The sequence below is a fragment of the Bartonella sp. HY761 genome, from assembly GCF_026743145.1.
GTDB lineage: Bacteria > Pseudomonadota > Alphaproteobacteria > Rhizobiales > Rhizobiaceae > HY038.
Genome location: NZ_CP104887.1, coordinates 216,866 through 233,606 on the forward strand (window position 1 = coordinate 216,866; position 16,741 = coordinate 233,606).

Annotated in this window: 11 protein-coding genes; all 11 read right to left on the reverse strand. The window is 41.7% G+C overall.

What is annotated here, in order from left to right:
• Positions 1–16 precede the first annotated feature (16 nt).
• The 11 genes from N6A79_RS00795 to N6A79_RS00845 all read right to left on the reverse strand — a co-directional run bounded on the left by N6A79_RS00795 (position 17) and on the right by N6A79_RS00845 (position 16,713).
• Entirely contained in the window at positions 17–805 is a 789-nt protein-coding gene (locus tag N6A79_RS00795) for an ABC transporter permease (protein ID WP_268546607.1), read from the reverse strand.
• Positions 802–1,692, reverse strand: a complete 891-nt coding sequence (locus N6A79_RS00800; protein ID WP_182418456.1) for an ABC transporter permease — start codon at positions 1,690–1,692, stop codon at positions 802–804. The genes N6A79_RS00795 and N6A79_RS00800 overlap by 4 nt, the downstream gene beginning before the upstream one ends.
• Positions 1,689–2,762, reverse strand: coding sequence for an ABC transporter ATP-binding protein (locus N6A79_RS00805; protein WP_268546608.1), 1,074 nt, complete (start codon positions 2,760–2,762; stop codon positions 1,689–1,691). Before N6A79_RS00805 ends, N6A79_RS00800 begins: the two co-directional genes overlap by 4 nt.
• A 523-nt stretch (positions 2,763–3,285) precedes the next feature.
• Complete coding sequence (gene addA, locus N6A79_RS00810) at positions 3,286–6,783, reverse strand: double-strand break repair helicase AddA (RefSeq protein ID WP_268546609.1); 3,498 nt, start codon at positions 6,781–6,783, stop codon at positions 3,286–3,288.
• A gap of 3 nt (positions 6,784–6,786) precedes the next feature.
• On the reverse strand, positions 6,787–9,885 hold the full coding sequence (addB, locus tag N6A79_RS00815; RefSeq protein WP_268546610.1) for a double-strand break repair protein AddB: 3,099 nt from the start codon (positions 9,883–9,885) through the stop codon (positions 6,787–6,789).
• Positions 9,886–9,980: 95 nt separating this feature from the next.
• Entirely contained in the window at positions 9,981–10,703 is a 723-nt protein-coding gene (locus N6A79_RS00820; RefSeq protein WP_326848743.1) for a nucleotidyltransferase family protein, read from the reverse strand.
• An 88-nt stretch (positions 10,704–10,791) separates the two neighbouring features.
• Positions 10,792–12,105, reverse strand: a complete 1,314-nt coding sequence (locus N6A79_RS00825) for a PDDEXK-like family protein (protein ID WP_268546611.1) — start codon at positions 12,103–12,105, stop codon at positions 10,792–10,794.
• A gap of 140 nt (positions 12,106–12,245) precedes the next feature.
• Complete coding sequence (locus tag N6A79_RS00830; RefSeq protein WP_268546612.1) at positions 12,246–13,259, reverse strand: class I SAM-dependent methyltransferase; 1,014 nt, start codon at positions 13,257–13,259, stop codon at positions 12,246–12,248.
• A 215-nt stretch (positions 13,260–13,474) separates the two neighbouring features.
• On the reverse strand, positions 13,475–14,896 hold the full coding sequence (locus tag N6A79_RS00835) for a M20 family metallopeptidase (protein WP_268546613.1): 1,422 nt from the start codon (positions 14,894–14,896) through the stop codon (positions 13,475–13,477).
• A gap of 102 nt (positions 14,897–14,998) precedes the next feature.
• Positions 14,999–15,844 carry a transporter substrate-binding domain-containing protein gene (locus N6A79_RS00840; RefSeq protein WP_262079470.1) on the reverse strand — a complete coding sequence of 282 codons (846 nt, stop codon included), beginning with the start codon at positions 15,842–15,844 and terminating at the stop codon, positions 14,999–15,001.
• Between the two features lie 20 nt (positions 15,845–15,864).
• Positions 15,865–16,713, reverse strand: coding sequence for a transporter substrate-binding domain-containing protein (locus N6A79_RS00845; RefSeq protein ID WP_268546614.1), 849 nt, complete (start codon positions 16,711–16,713; stop codon positions 15,865–15,867).
• Positions 16,714–16,741 lie beyond the last annotated feature (28 nt).

Genomic DNA, 16,741 nt, shown 5'->3' on the forward strand with positions numbered 1-16,741 from the left:
TTGTTGCTTTATGCGTCTATTTACTCTTGCGTTGCAGGATGAAAGAAAAACTGGCAATAATCACCGATATGATCATAATCAAAGTGGATATGGCATTAAGTTCGGGTGTAACACCTTGTTTAATCAGCGAATAAATATAAATCGGTAAAGTTGTGCCACCGCCAGAATTTAATAGATTACTGGTGATGAAATCATCAAGCGAGATAACAAAGGCTAGCATTGCACCGGCAAAAACACCCGGTAATATTAAAGGCAGCGTCACACGGCGAAAGGTTGTCCATGAATTGGCATATAGATCATTTGAAGCTTCACTTAGCTCTTTATCCATGCCTTGCATGCGCGCCCTTATCGGCAAAAAGGCAAAGGGGATACAAAAGGTGGTATGGGCAATAATTAATTTAAGTTTGCCATTCACAATGCCAAGTTCAGAAAACAAAATGAGTACTGCTACGGCGACGACAATTTCAGGCAAGAGCAAGGGTAAATTGACGATGGTTTCCGATATTCTGCGAAACCGCATTTGCTGACCGCGTGAAAGAACTAAAGCTGCCATTAGCGCAATAATAGTTGAAAACAATGTTGCACAAAAGGCAACCTCTAATGAGGTTTTAACCGCATTTAGTAGATTGGTATTTTGTAAAGCCGATGCATACCAATCCAATGAGAACCCACCCCAATTGCTGGCAATACGGCTTTTATTAAATGAGAAAAACACCACCACAGCGATTGGCAAATAAAGATATAGAAAAAAGATTAAGGTAAAAACGCCAAAGCCCGGATAACGACGAACATCTGTATTTTTCATGACAGTGCCCTTTTCTCGTGGTTTATCGAGCGCAAGCCTTGAATAATGAGAACAATGACAACGCTCACCATCAACACAATGGCAAATGCCGAGCCAAGTGGCCAGTTGCGCCCTGCGCCAAATTGTAATTGAATAAGACTACCCATAGTCATATTCTTACCGCCGCCAAGGATCATTGGTTCTAATACTGCGCCAAGGCTTGGAACAAAAACGAGGATAGAGCCAGCAACAATGCCCGGTCTGCATAGCGGCAGAATAATTTTGCGAAGGCAGATTAACCTGCTGCCATAAAGATCATGCGAGGCTTCAATTAACGAGCGATCAAGCTTTTCAACACTGGTAAAAATCGGCAAGATCATGAGTGGAATGTAAGAATAAACCATGCCCACTAGCATTGCGCCATCATTGAATAAAAGCGTGCCATTTTCGTCAATAAGACCAAGCATATAAAAGGCTTTTTGGATAAAGCCGCCATTGCCCAAAAGAATTGTCCAAGCATAAACCCGAATAATCATCGAAACCCAAAAGGGTAGGGTTACCAACCATATGAGCAACATTTTACGTTTGGCATTTTGCAACGCAATAAAATAAGCCGCGGGAAAAGCCAGCAGCAAACAAATAAGCGTTGTTGCCAAGGATAGTAGGATTGTGCGCCCTACAATGATAAGATATTGCGGATTAAACTCTAATTCATCTGTCCAGCCTATATTAAACAGCAAGGAACGATACGCTTCTGTGGTAAAAATATAATCAAAACCACCATAGGGGCCGCGCGTTGAAAATGACACTACGACCACAATAGCAATTGGAATAATCAGCGTTACTATCATCACAAGATAGGCAGGGGCTAAGCCAAAATAGGATTTATTGATAGGTTTCTTGATCATGAGCGTAATATCCTAACCGAGTTAGGACTAAAGCCGATACGCGTCGTTGAGCCAATTTGAAAAAGTGGATCACCGCTGACATTATTGCGTTTGGAAACACATAAGATACTATCGCCAACACTAATAGAATATTGGGTATATGCGCCCAAATAATTAACGTCAATTATTGTGCCATCAACAGTAATATCCCCCTCATTAAGGATAAAATTGATTTTTTCAGGCCGCAGGGATGCACTGGTTTTTGTGCCTTGGCTTAAATTTTGCTGATTGACAAAAATAGGCGCACAAAAAGGTAGCTTAATTTCAGCCTTATCGTCTTTTACCGACAAAATAGTAACATCAAAAAAATTGGTAGCACCAATAAAATCAGCTACAAATTTATTTTCAGGAAACTCATAAATTTCACTTGGGGCGCCGATTTGCTGAATACGACCATTGCCAAGAACGCAAATGCGATCAGACATATCAAGCGCTTCTTCTTGATCATGGGTTACAAAAATAAATGTAATGCCAGTCTTGCGTTGTAATTGCCGAAGTTCGTTGCGCATGGCTTGGCGCAATTTAAGATCAAGCGCAGATAAGGGCTCATCCAATAACAGCACTTCAGGCTCTGGTGCTAAAGCGCGTGCCAAGGCGATTCTTTGACGTTGACCACCAGATAATTCTGCGGGGTAACGCGTGGCATAATCGCCCATATGGACAAGATTTAGCATTTCTTCAACACGGGTCGCGGTCTTCTTTCGCTCCCATTTTAGATTTTGCAAACTATAGGCAATATTATCATAAAGGGTCATATGCGGAAAAAGTGCATAATTTTGGAAAACTGTATTAACCCGCCTCTTATGGGGAGGCTGATTAGCAATATCTTGACCGCGTAATAAAATACTGCCTTGGGTTGGCTGCTCAAATCCAGCAATCATCCGCAATAAAGTTGTTTTGCCGCAACCTGATGGACCAAGCAGCGTAAAAAATTCATTATCATTAATATGGAAATTAACCGGCGTTAACGCATGATATTTTCCATAAATCTTCGAAACATTTTTAATTTCGATAGCTTTTCCATTGCTCATTAGCTATTCCCCACATAGGTGAAATATTCTATCGTGTGAAAGAATTGCATTTAGGCAAACTTCGTTTCACATCATGATGGACAGGCTCTGACCTTTCACAAGACAAGAGAAATATTAAATAGAAGCAATGGGATAGTTTTGCTAAGCCGCAAAATATTTCATTGTTCCGCCTCATTTTTATTGTTCGCTTATAATTGCGATTGGTTTTAATATATTTCAGTTGGAAAATAAGGAAATTAGAAAAAAACTAAAGCATGTATAGTTTTTATCGTTTCTAAACTGCAGATGATTTGCAATAGATCTAATAGATAGAATAAGACACGGCAAAGTGTGCCTTCTTTTAGCTATTCCATTGTTTGTAACAACGGCTATTAAACCAAATAGACAGCCACCAAAAACTAAGCCGATGACGGCGCATCATCGACTTGCTATTTAAAAATGATCGGGCATAAAATTCATAGTTTTAGATAGGTTAAGCGGTAGTATATTTTAGCTTTATAAAACCACTTTAAATTTTTGTTGGTTACAAGCTTTCAACTAAATCGCGCATTTGCGTTTCATTCATTTCAAAAACAACAGGGCCATTTGTATAGATGAGTAAGCCTTTAAACTGCTTATTGGGATAAATTTCACCGAGTAATTTACGATAAAGCGCCATTTGTAAAATATATCCATCTGGCACTTCATTCATGCTTTCTGGTACTTGGCCAGTTTTAAAGTCAGCAAAAAGAACATGTGCGTCATCAACCACTAAACGATCAATCTGGCCCGATACAGGACGTTGTTTACCGCGCACATCAACAACCCCCATTAACGCAACTTCTGCTTGGCTTTGCTTAGAAAAAAGCAGCTTGAATTGTGGATTATCCAACACATCGAAAATCATTTTTTGCATTTGTTGCCGTGACTTTTCGTCAAAATGGCCTGCTTGTTTAGCAAGATAATTTTGCGTGAGTGCGCGCCTTTTATCCTCTGCAACATCAGGTAAATATTGCAATAGACTATGGATAAGTGTTCCACGCTCTAAGCTCGTTGGTACTTGGCTTTGCTCAGTTTTTTGAAAGATTGGTGAAATGCTCATGCCATGAGGGTCGATATTGGGAGCATCTTCAATCAAAATACTGGCTTTTGATGGTGACAATGGGCGCGGCAAGCCTTGTTCTGCTGGTGCGCGTTGCAAAAGATAATTGGGCATATCAAAATGCTGTATAACTTCCTCCACCACTTTTTCTTTATTATACATGCCAAGCTGCGGCGGCGTTATTTGATAGCGATAGGCGGTTATCCCGTCAACGGGCGAGGATATTTCTACCATTTCATTTTGCAAGGCATCTTTTACAAGATCAAGCCATGTGCCTGTGGTTGGGCGGTTACTTTTATAGCCACAAACAATCAGGCGGTCTTCAGCTCTTGTCATGCCAACATAAAGCAAACGGCGATATTCTTCCGCCGCCCGTTGTTTAAGTCCGTCAATTGCTTCGCCAATTAAAGCGGTTTTATAATCACTTGATGGCTGCCATAATAAAACCGGCTCGATTGTTTGCCCTTTGGCTGTGCTATCCACCTCGATCAATTTTGGCTCGTGCTGGCTGTTCCAAATACGGCTGCCAGAATCAACAAGGAAAACCACTGCTGCTTCTAAACCCTTGGCCGCATGTACCGTCATAATACGTACTTCATTGCGGCTTTGGTCCATTTCACGCTTAATTTCGGGCTGTGCCTCAGCTAAGGTTTCCAAAAATGCTTGCAAGCCGGGAAGTCCGGTTTTTTGCACCGCAAGCGTATAATCCATAAATGCATCCAGCACATCACTGGCTTCATTGCCAAGACGGGCTAAAATATCACGTCGCCCATGATGCTCACTTAAAATACGGCTATAAAATTCATAAACTGGAGTAATGTCAGCAAGGCCGCGCAATTCTTCCAATAAATCATAGGCATGTTGATATTTGGGGTCATTACCCGCTTGCTGTTCTAATGCGCGATAGAGTAGGTCACTGCGTTCTGCTGCAATTTTTAAAAGATCATTTTCATTCAATCCAAAAATTGGACTTTTTAACACTGCCGCCAATGATAAATCATCATAGGGTTGTAAAACGAACCGCCCCAAGGCAACAAGATCACGAACGGCAATATGATCAGCAAGGCGCAAACGATCAGCCCCTGCAACGGCGATATGCAGGTTTTTAAGTTCACGTGAAAGGGCATGAACAAATTGGTCGCGTTTACGCACTAAGACCATAATATCACGCGGTGTAATCAAGCGATTTTTGCCAGCAATCACCTCGCCATTATCAAGCCAATGCTTGATGGTTAAAGCCATTTGCCGCGCTAATTTAATAGCGGGAGCCGCCAATTGATCGACCGGCTCGCGCCAATCTTCCGGCTCACTTACCTCATCAGGCGTTAAGGCTTCCCAAACATCAACCTCGCCCGGTTCATCTTTTCGCACTGGCTCATGAATGGTCTTTTCATTTTCAGCACTTAAGCCTTGATAATTTTGTGGATGCTCAAAAACATGATCAACCGCGTTTAAAACATCCGCAGTTGAGCGGAAAGAAAAATCGAGCCGCAATTTTTTAAAACCAAGCTTGGCAGCAAGGGCGCGCTTTTCAACCGCACGGCCATTTTGGGCAAAGTCTTCAGGTATTGCCCCTTGGAAAGAATAGATGGATTGCTTCTCATCACCCACCGCAAACAAGGTGCGCCGTTCATTGCGGGCAGTTGTGCCAGAAAAAAACTCTTCTGATAATAGCCGAATTATTTGCCATTGTGCGGGGCTCGTATCTTGCGCTTCATCAACCAAAATATGGTCAATACCGCGATCAAGCTTATATTGTACCCATTCGCCTGCACCTTTGCGTTTAAGCATTGCTACGGTTTTATGGATAAGGTCGTCAAAATCCAAAAAGCCACGGCGCTTTTTAAGGCTGTTATATAGGCTGTTTAATGCGTCCACCAGCACATAGGCCGCTTGATTAAGTCTCACCAGATCAACCGCGCAAATGGCATCGATAAGTTGTAAAACATGGTCATGCTTTTCGCCAAACTCATCGATTGCATCTGGTGCGACAGCTTGTACGGCTTTAGTAAAAATTGTTTTTGGGCTACGTGCCTTACCTTGGCCTGTAAAATAAATATCATGAGCGAGATCTTTAAAATTTCGCCAATTGGCCTCTGTGGCCAAAGCCTCGATGCGATCGCAAAATTTTTTCATATTGCTGCCGCCAGCACTTAAAAACAAAGCAATGCGGTCGGGCGAATAAAGAGCGGCTTCTTTTAAAGCATAGCTTAAATTTTCAGGATTATCGCTGGCTTTAACCCCAAAAATTCTGCGAAAAAACTCAACTCCTTGTTCACGCCAACGTAAAAGTGGTTCGCTTAAGGATTGGCGTTTATAAATAGCTTCACTTAATAAGCGATCTAGCCCAAATTCACCCACCGTTGATAGAATCAGATCAAAAGCTTGGCTTAATTCTTCATCATCACGCTTATAGGCAGTTTCAAGGATAAGGCGCTTTGCTTCGCCAATAAGGGCGATTTGCCGCATATCATCAATCATTTCAAAATGACCAGCAATATTGGCTTCAACGGGAAATTGATGCAAAAGTGCTTCACAAAAAGCGTGAATGGTTTGTATTTTTAAGCCGCCTGGTGTTTCAAGCGCATGGGCAAATAATTTTCGTGCGGCAGTTATGCGCAATGTATCTGGCTTTTTATGCTCTAATTTTTGTAGTGCTTCGCCAAGTTCCTCGTCGCTAATACGCGTCCACTGTGATAGGCGCGAAAATATACGCGTTTGCATTACCGCCGCCGCCGCCTTAGTATAAGTAAGACATAATATGCGCGATGGCGGTGTTCCAGTAAGCAAGATACGAATGACACGCTCTGTCAAAACATGGGTTTTACCAGACCCTGCATTGGCCGACACCCATACACTGGTATTGGGATCAGATGATTGCGCTTGGGCCTCCAAGGCTTTGGTGGGGATTTTGCCGGAAATTTTACTTGTTGCTTTCATGGCTTAACTCCCCAAATCATCGGTGTCTACGCTGCTATCGCCGCTTGCAGACCATTCCCAAATGCGGGCAAGATGATCATAGTCACCAACATAATTAACCAATGGTGGCATAGCCCGCGATAAATAGCCTTGGTTTTCATCCAAATAGAGCGAGACCAATTGATGCAATCGCTGCCATGCAAGCTCAGATAGTTCCATGGCTGTTTTATCACCATCTTTTAAAATAGTTTGCGCTTCCACTTCGCCTTTGCCGGTTAAGCGCACATAAATAAGATCAGTTGGTGCGCTGTCTTTTTCACATTCACTAAAAGCACCGCGCCGCAATAATGCCCCTTCAAGAGCTAATTGCGGTGCCATAAGGGTTGCGGCTTGTTTGATTGACGGAGTGGAGCCTGTTTTAAAATCTAAGATTTCTGCGCCGCCATCATCTAGCATATCAATACGGTCGGCGCGTCCTGAAAGGCTAATGCCGCTTCCATTAATCTCAACCGCACGCGCTTTAATTTCCGGTAAGCGCTTGCGCGGTGATAAATTTTGTTCAAACGCAATAAGCTGCGGCATTAACATACGAAAACGCGGCCACCAAATTGCTTCAACATCAAGCGGTAATTGCATTTTATCAAATTCTTCGCGGGCAATATCACTCAGCATATTGATCATTAATTCACTATCAAGCACTGGTACATGTTCGCTAAAACTTGCAACAATGGCGTGATAAAGCGTACCGCGTTCTGCGACCGATGGGTCGCGAATAAGCGGATCAAGGGGTTTTAGCCGTAAAATTTTCTTGGCATAAATCGCATAAGGATCGCGGCGCAGCGTTTCCACTTCAGTCACTGAAAAATGCTTGGGCCGTAATTTTAATAAAGGTTTTGGATTAGGACGCTCAATAAACGGCACGTCATCGGCTTCATCAAGCTTTCTTGCCCAATAAAGATATTTGGCACCGCGCTCGCGCAGTTTAATCATATCGGCTTGGCCTATCACCGTTTCAAGCCGCTGCAACCAGCGTGATGGCACAGATGGTGCATTATCCAATTTGACTGAACGGGTCATAATTACCCGCTCGCTACCAAGGATCATTTGAAAATCATGGGCGGCAATACCAGTGCTGCGCTCTGGCGGATCAAGGGCAATAGTGGCTTTCATCGGCCGCGACATGAAAGGGTCATTACGGGTAGAACCCGGCCACACACCTTCATTAAGGCCACCAATCACCATTGTATCGACATTTTGCAAGCGCGATTCTAACGCACCCCAAATATAAAGCCGTGGGTGGCCACCTTGTAACATACGCACACTGATTGTTGCACCAATTGCCGCAAAAACTTCTGGCCACTCCGCCGCTTGAAATGTAAGACCCGAGCGGTCAGCCACCAATTCTTGCATAAAACTGATAAGACCTTGCCCAGCTTCGCGATCATATAGTTTTTCAATCGTTCCATCTTCATCACGGCCGAAATTTTCAAAACTGGCAATGGTTGCTTCCACTGCTTGTAAGATGGTGACTTCACCTTCCATCTTGGCAAAATCAGCAAGTGGTTTTGCAGCTTCCATCAAAAGACCAGCAAAGCTTTGCGCTTCTTCAATTAATAGGGGATCAATCCGATCAAAATTATGGCTATCCAGCTCGGTCATTTTAAGCAAGCGTTCGGCAATAAAAGCAGGGCAATTGGCCAAAGATATGCGCCCCGTACCGCCACGCAGGGCAAAAAGCTCAAAACGCTCAACTAAGCGGCGTAATTGATGGCGTGGTTTACCTAGCCGCGTTAATGGATGCTTCAACAATGACAAAAATGCCACCGGATCACCGGGAGAAAAAACACAATCCAACAATAAACGAATGAGCGCGGCAGGTTCCGTTTCACTTAATGGCTTGCCGCCAGAATCATCAGCATAAATGCCAAAGCGTTTTAATTCTGCCGCAACACGGCGGGCAAGATTTCTGTCGCCAGTTACAAAGGCCGCAGTTTTATCGGGCTCATGGATGGCATCACGCAAAGCAACGGCAATGGTAACCGCTTCTTCACGCTCGCTTGCGGTTTCAACAAGTGAGAAATTAGCAAAAGCTTCTTCAACCAATTTTAAGTTGAGTTTTGACCACTGGTCGGTGGTCGCAGCAGGGCGAAAGGCTTGTGCAACAATAAATTCTCTTGCGCGTTTGTCGGGGCTTATATCACCAATATGCTCAACGCTATCACGCAATGCGCCAATTTTTTGCAATAGTAAATTCAAACCATATTGTGGATTACCAAAAATTGATGGATCGGAAATGGTATCACTTAAAGAATTCCAACTTTTGTCATCAAGATCGCGATCAAGCCCCGGTAAAACCACCGCACCATTTGGCAAATGGGCAATGACTTTCAAAAGCTCTGCCGCGGCTGGAATAGAGCCCGTTGACCCTGCCGCTATAACGGGGCCTTTTGGTGGATTATTTTTAAGGCTTAAAGCATGTTCGCGGATCATTTGATTGCGCCACCACGCAGGATTGGACTGACCGCGTTCTTTCAAAATTTCAGGCCAGCTTGCGGTGACAATGCGTAAAAAATCAAGCGTTACTTGCCACCATTCGGCAACAAGGTCGGGACAAATATCTTTAAGGCCTGCCCAATCTGCTTCATCAGTTTCCACTTGATCCATCAATTTAGCAAGATCACCTGCAAACCAGATAGCATCAGCAGTATTGGCTGGAATAGTAATATCTTCACGGCCGAATAATTGCCGCAAATGCTGCGGTAGATTTTCACGCCATGGACGAATAAGCCGCGCTAATAATAATTGCCGTTCAATGGTAGAAATAGGCGGCGCTTTTTCCAATATGTCTTCGCCTGATAAAAGCGATAAAGGCCCATCGTCATCAACATCACCCAGTGGGCGGATAATCGGTAAAAAACTAGCTGTAGTTTTATTTTTTTCGACAAAAGCGGCACGAAGCGCACGACCGGCACGGCGCGTTGGCACATAAATGGTAACATTGGCAAGGCTTAGCGGATCGTCAATCTTATGGCCGTCAAGCAATGTGCCATTGGTTAAGGCATCAACCAAGGTTGGAAGAAATGGCACACCAGACGCAATTGAAAAAAGCCTCGGCTTTCGCATATCTTCACCTTTAAACTTTATAAAATAATGCATTAGTTTTGCATGAATATCCATGCAAAACAAGCAAACTATTGCCTATGGCATAGTGGTGACATTTAATCTTGATGCCGGCTTTTCATCAAATCTTCAACCACATCGATCATATCCATCGTGCCAGCCGTATACCAATCGCCAACAAGTGGTAGTCCATAAAGCCGATGATTGGCAATCGCCTTATCAAAATAATGATTTAATGAATGGGGTTCAAGATTATCTCTATCCAATATTTGGGGATTAAGAATAAAGCAACCGGGATAAATAACCGAATTATCAACAAAAGCAGGCGCGCGGCTAAGTTTACCATCATCATCGATTAAAAAATCGCCTCGCTCATTCCCTGGTGCGGTAAGGCGCGGCACAACCAACATCGCCATATCCATTTTGTCACTATCAAAAAAATCAGCTAGGCGTAAAATATTTGATTGGTTATAGTCAACCCAAAATGAATCCGAGTTCAGCACAAAAAATGGTTCATCGCCTAGTAATGGCAATGCTTTAATAATGCCCCCAGCTGAATCAAGCAATTGTTCGCGTTCATCGGAAATAATGATGTCCATATCATCAAATTTTTGCTGTGCGATATAATCAGCAATTTTTTCGCCAAGATAATGAATATTGACAACGACTTTTTTAATGCCTGCATTTTGCAATATCTGCAAATTGCGCAACAGCATCGGTTTGCCACATATTTCTACCAAGGGTTTTGGCGTCGTAAGAGTCAATGGTCGCATACGTGTACCAAGCCCCGCTGCCAATATCATTGCTGTTTCAATTTTCATGACACGTTCCAGTAAATTTTTAAGCGCATATATGGCAAAATAGCTTTTATTAATTCAAAAATTAAAATATTATTTTGTTAGCAAAAATCTATTTATTGCTAATGTTTGAGGTCCTAATTTCATGCAATATTTCGCCAATTTTTTCAAAGTCATTTGTAAAACGGTTTAACAAATTAGTTATCCCTTTATTTAACTCATCAGTGTCATAAATATCTTTTATACTGATTGAATTATTTTTTAAGAACTTAGAATATAGAGTGCCTTTCTCTTTGGCTTTTTTTTGGAAAGCAATATTTTTAGACCCTATATTCTCAATTTTTTCTATCAAATTTAGCCTAGCATCATAATTATTGATTGGACCAACTTCTGCATAAAGACTGAGAGTCCCATTTTCGGCATCATCATGTGGCCAAAGTCGTAGCCAAACAATTAATGGATATCCCATCCACCATTGTTCACAACCTTTTTTAAGAATAGAATCGTCATTAGTGTTTGTGTACCAAGCTTTTGGTAAAAAACTAAACATATTAGCTTGAATATACCCGGCAATATAAGAAGTTTCTTCTATCTTATATTCATTAAAAGTAACAGGATGGCTTTTTACAAGTTCACAAACAGCGTTTAGAAAGTTCGTTGTTGATCCATGTTCAACAATAAAGTCAATCGTCTTTTTATGGTCTCTATAAAGTTGGCGTGCAAGAGCTTGCATTTCGATTTCATCTGTGTTCATTCCAGCCGCTTCCTCAATAATTTCGATATAATGTTTAAGAAATGTTGTTACTTCATTAGACATCCAATAATGTTCTTGTTCGATATAAAACCTTAAAAAACATACTATTTGCTCGTAACGTATAGACGTATAAGTGTTATCTTCGGGTGCTTCTTCATAGAGCGTTAAAAAAATACCGCTTAATATTGGTTCTTGGCTATTATTTTTTATACTCTTTTGAGCTTGAAATAATTCAATAATATTGTTTTTATATTTTTTTAATTGACCATTATATTGCTTGCTAAAAAATTTATTTTCTATAATAAAAGCCCAATTATTTTGGGGGGATACGATAAATATATCAATATGATGCCATTCTCTTCGAACTTGGGCATCACGCAAATCGGCTTTTTTAATTTGAAAAGCATTGATGCTCGAAGTGAGTTTATTTTCGCGTAATGCCTCTGCTAGGAAGGCTTTGAGGAAGTTATCACCTAAACCATGGGATTCCTTGGGGTCTAGCAACCATGCTAATATAGCCGAATGGCGAATTTCCATTCCTTCCATCCGCATCACTTTTATCGGATTAAATCGGCCTAGATAATTTGTTATTTTATCAAAAATTTCATTATTAATGAAAAGGTTAGTTAATTCGCTATCTGATATGCTCTGTTCGTTAACGAGTGTAGACATAAATACCTGACTTAATAATTCAATGTTAACAATATGATAACATGTATTCGTTGCTCAGTAAATCGATATATTTTGATGGTCAAATTTAGCTTTTTTTTAGCGAACTTTGCAAATTATCTAAGGATAATAAAACTTTCATTTTATTTCTTTGCATAGATTATTTTAAACCCTTGTTGCTCAAGGCGCTTTTCAACAACGCTAAATTTTTCACTGAGCAATTTTTCATAAGGTAATTGTTTATTGGCAACCAGCATTAACTGCCCTTTAGGCTTTAACGCGTCAAAGGCGCGTGCAATAAAATTCTGCCCAATGCTACTATCGCTAGCCCGTCCTTCATGAAATGGCGGATTACTAATAATCCAATCATAAGAAATTTCAGGCTTTTCAGTTAATAAGTCATACCAATAATAATTGACATTGCGTGATTCAGCTTGTGCAACAATATTGCCTTTGGCAGCCTCCAAAGCATCCAAATCAGCTTCAAATAAATCAAGCTGTGAAATCTTTGGGAATTTTTCTAATAATTTAGCTGCAATGAAACCCCAACCTGCGCCAAAATCAGCCACATCACCTTTGATATCATGTTCTATGGTATTTATTAGCAATTGTGAGCCAGGGTCAATGCGCCCATGGGAAAACATACCAGGCATTGTCATAAATTGGTCGTTAAAAGTAATGGATTGTATATGGGTTGTTTCGATCTTGTTCAATGATAGCGTATCGGGACGGGTAAACCAAAAACATTGACCATGATATTTGGCTAGATTTCCCTCAATATCATATAATTGGCTAACCCATTTGCGCATTGATTGCACGCCAAGATTTTTGTCGCCGCAAATGATGATTTTACCTTGCGGCTTAACCACTTGAAGCAATTGTAAAAAATACTGTTGGTTGCGCCGCTTATGCTTGGACAGTATTAAAAAACCGCCATCATAAATTTTGCTATCTAGCAGCTTGCTTTGGCAGTTAAAACCGCCATGCTTTAATCTTAAATAGCTTGGACGCCATGTTTGAATATTATCTAAATGGTTCTGCCATTCTGTCGGTGGGCACTGATCAAAACCAAAACTAATATAGGATGTGTTTGGTTCTAAGTGAAGGGCGTCATTTTCAAATGGTAAAAAGGGTAATAGATTGCTGCTTTGTACCATTGTAAATTAACCTTTTTGATGTGTTAATGACGCTTTACCAATGACTTGGTCGATTATTAGCTCTTTGTGTTGCATCTATAAGGCTAAAACAACGATAAAGAAAGCTTAAAGCGCTAAATAAGGCGTAACGTCTTGCTTTATTGCAATTAATCGCTTGTTGAGAGGATAAGCTCCCTTAAACGACCTTTGTTTAAAGGAGCTTTTTACATAATTGCTTATTTATTTTTTGGCAAAGCTGGTTTGACGTAATCTGGCATAGGATTAACAAATTCGTGGCCATTAAGACGCTTTTTAAGGTCGGCTTTCATATCAGCAATTTGCTCAGGATTACGGAAAATTTCTAAAGCTGTCGCCGCCATTGCTTTTGCGGCATGGGCCATGCCTTTATGGGCAACGGGTAATTTTCCTTGTGCGGTCATTTGCCATGAGTGCAATTGTGTACCAATAGCGCAAGTTGCACCGCGCATTTGAACCGTTGGTACAACCCAACTAACGCTGCCAACATCGGTTGAGCCAATAAAGCCTCTTTCACCTGCATAAGGCTTGAAAATTTCTTCACAAAGACTTTGGTCGGCTTTATAGGGCACGCCATAGCGTTGGAATGATTCTTCAATATCTTGCGCGCTAAATGTTTTTTGAAATTCTTTGGCTGTTGCACGATCTTGCTCGTCAAAAATCGGTGGTCCAAGACGCTCCAATTCTCGTTGCATAATAGCTTCAAGCGGTGTATTGCCAATAAGATTGGCTTCACCACTGGCAATTTCTTGCGACATTTCAGTTTCGGTCATAAGGGCGGCACCTTGTGCAATTTTAATTACCCGCTCAACCAATTCGTAAACTTCTGGCAAGGTTAAGGCGCGAATTAAATAGCGCACGCTAGCATAGGCCTGCACCACATTAGGTGCAACGCCGCCAGTATTGGTAACTGCATAATGAATACGTGCCGATGACGGCATATGCTCGCGCATATAATTAACGCCAACATTCATCAATTCAACTGCATCAAGCGCTGAACGGCCAAGGTGAGGGGAGGCCGCCGCATGAGCCGAGCGGCCTTTGAAAGAAAAGATAATTTCCATACAAGCAAGCGAGATGGGATCGGTTAAACCGGCAAATGGTCCTGGGTGCCAGCAAATAGCAACGTCAACATCGTCAAAAAGACCCTCACGCACCATGAAACCTTTGCCCGAGCCACCTTCTTCAGCGGGGCAACCATAATAGCGAATACGCCCTTTTACGCCATTTTTTTGTAGCCAGTCCTTGACTGCTGCTGCCGCTAATATCGAACCAGAGCCAAGAAGATTATGACCACAGCCATGACCGTTGGTACCATTATCTGCCCGCTTTTCTTCAGCAAGGCCAGCAACCTGCCCAAGATCCGGCAAAGCATCATATTCGCCAAGGATTGCGATAACAGGTCCATCTTCGCCCGCTTCACCTGTAACGGCGGTTGGTAATCCTGCAACGCCACGCTTAACTTTAAAGCCCTCAGCGTGGAGCATTGCTTCATGAGCGTCACAGGCAACAAACTCATTAAAATTCAATTCTGGATGATCCCAGACCGTGTCACTAAGCCCAAAAAAAGCTTCTTCTTTAGATTCAACAATATCCCATACATCAAGAGAATTCTTGCTCATTCTATACTCCTAAATTCCTTGCCCTAAAGCCTTTTTATAAAAGCAGTATAGTGGGCTTAGAACACTATAATTTAAGTTGAGGTAGTTAATTCAAGGTTGATCTTAAGGGGTTACATCAACACCAAACCATTTAATGCCTAATTCTTTTACAACACCTTCTTTAATGGCTTGTGCAATGGCTTGATTAAACATTGCCTGTAGCTCTGGCGAGTTCTTCCTAAGTCCGATGCCTGCGCCTTCACCCAAAATCCCACCCTTATAAAAAGGTCCAACCATGATTAAATCTTCAAAACCAGGCTTTTTTTGTAAAACGCGAAAATAGCTTTGTGCCGCAATAAGGGCATCAACCCGGCCAGAGCGTAAATCAAGATCATGTTGCTCGGTCAATTTATATTCGCGGATGGTTGCAACATCTTTGAAATAAGCAGCGGCTAAAGACTGGGCTAGTGATGCTGTCTGCACACCAATAACATGCCCTTTTAGCGCAGCTTTTACATCATTCATGGTTTGATCAATAGTAGCTTTATCACCATCTAGGGATAGGTTTTCGCCATCATGGGGTAGCTTTGCAAGTGGGCTATTCTTCATGGTTGCAAATACTTGTGGACCAGCCATGTAAGAAGCGGTAAAATCAACAACTTCCGCTCTTTTCGGTGTGTTGGTGAGGCCAGACATGATGACATCAAATTTTCCAGCATTAAGAGCGGGAATGATGCTATCAAATGGTTGCACAACATAAGAGCATTTAACTTGCATTTTTTCACAAAGATAACGCGCAAGTTCAATTTCAAAGCCATCTAATGTGCCGTCAGGCTTAGTAAAATTATAGGGATAGAAGGATGCTTCTGTGCCGATTTTTACTTCGGTAATGGGTTTGTTTTGAGCATGGGCAATTATGCTCACCATGCTCAAAAATAAACTCGAAATTATTATAATTATTTGTTTCATTGTGTTCCCCTATTTGTAACTTATGGCGTTACATCAAAACCAAACCATTTTTCTGATAAGCGTTTGATTGTGCCATCAGCTTTAGCTTCATCAATTGCTTTATTAAACATTGCTTGTAGTTGTGGCGAATTTTTGCGCATGCCAACACCAGCACCTTGCCCAAGAAGTCCACCTTTATAATATGGTCCAACAAGTACTAAATCTTCATAACCAGGCTTGGTCTTAAGGTCGTTAAAATAGCCTAATGAAGCAACGATCATATCAACGCGGCCAGCTTTAAGGTCAAGATCATGCTGTTGTGTTGTTTTATATTCACGAATTTCGCTGCTATCCTTGTAATAGGCATCAAGTAAGGAAAGGCCTAATGACGCGGTTTGTACGCCGATAACACGGCCTTTAACGGCAGCCTTGATGTCTTCTATGGCTTTTTCGGCGTTTTCTTTATCGCTTGCCAATTGCAAAGTTTCGCCTTGATGGGGCAAAGGATCTAAAGGACTGCCCTTAAGGGTTGCAAAAACCTGTGGAGTTAAGCTATAAGATTGTGAAAAATCAATGGTTTCACGCCGTTTTGCAGTATTGGTAAGACCGGACATGATGACATCAAATTTTCCTGCATTAAGCGCGGGTATCATACTGTCAAAGGGTTGAATAACAAAGGTGCACTCCACCTTCATTTTTTCACATAAGGCATTGCCAAGGTCAATTTCATAGCCATCTAGGCTGCCATCTGGCTTGGTAAAATTGAAAGGACGAAATGCGCCTTCAGTACCAATACGGATAGATGTAATTGGCTTTTCTTGTGCCTGTGCAAGTGACCCATTAAAAGAAATGGCTGCAACAATTGCGAGTAATGCGGTTTTTAATTTCATAAAATATGCCTTTCTAAAACATTTTTGA

Excerpts from the sequence above, each read along its gene's own strand:
- N6A79_RS00835 (WP_268546613.1), bottom strand. The coding sequence starts at position 14,896 with ATGAGCAAGAATTCTCTTGATGTATGGGATATTGTTGAATCTAAAGAA.
- N6A79_RS00795 (WP_268546607.1), bottom strand. The coding sequence starts at position 805 with ATGAAAAATACAGATGTTCGTCGTTATCCGGGCTTTGGCGTTTTTACC.
- N6A79_RS00805 (WP_268546608.1), bottom strand. The coding sequence starts at position 2,762 with ATGAGCAATGGAAAAGCTATCGAAATTAAAAATGTTTCGAAGATTTAT.
- N6A79_RS00825 (WP_268546611.1), bottom strand. The coding sequence starts at position 12,105 with ATGTCTACACTCGTTAACGAACAGAGCATATCAGATAGCGAATTAACT.
- N6A79_RS00840 (WP_262079470.1), bottom strand. The coding sequence starts at position 15,844 with ATGAAACAAATAATTATAATAATTTCGAGTTTATTTTTGAGCATGGTG.
- addA (WP_268546609.1), bottom strand. The coding sequence starts at position 6,783 with ATGAAAGCAACAAGTAAAATTTCCGGCAAAATCCCCACCAAAGCCTTG.
- N6A79_RS00845 (WP_268546614.1), bottom strand. The coding sequence starts at position 16,713 with ATGAAATTAAAAACCGCATTACTCGCAATTGTTGCAGCCATTTCTTTT.
- N6A79_RS00830 (WP_268546612.1), bottom strand. The coding sequence starts at position 13,259 with ATGGTACAAAGCAGCAATCTATTACCCTTTTTACCATTTGAAAATGAC.
- N6A79_RS00800 (WP_182418456.1), bottom strand. The coding sequence starts at position 1,692 with ATGATCAAGAAACCTATCAATAAATCCTATTTTGGCTTAGCCCCTGCC.
- addB (WP_268546610.1), bottom strand. The coding sequence starts at position 9,885 with ATGCGAAAGCCGAGGCTTTTTTCAATTGCGTCTGGTGTGCCATTTCTT.
- N6A79_RS00820 (WP_326848743.1), bottom strand. The coding sequence starts at position 10,703 with ATGAAAATTGAAACAGCAATGATATTGGCAGCGGGGCTTGGTACACGT.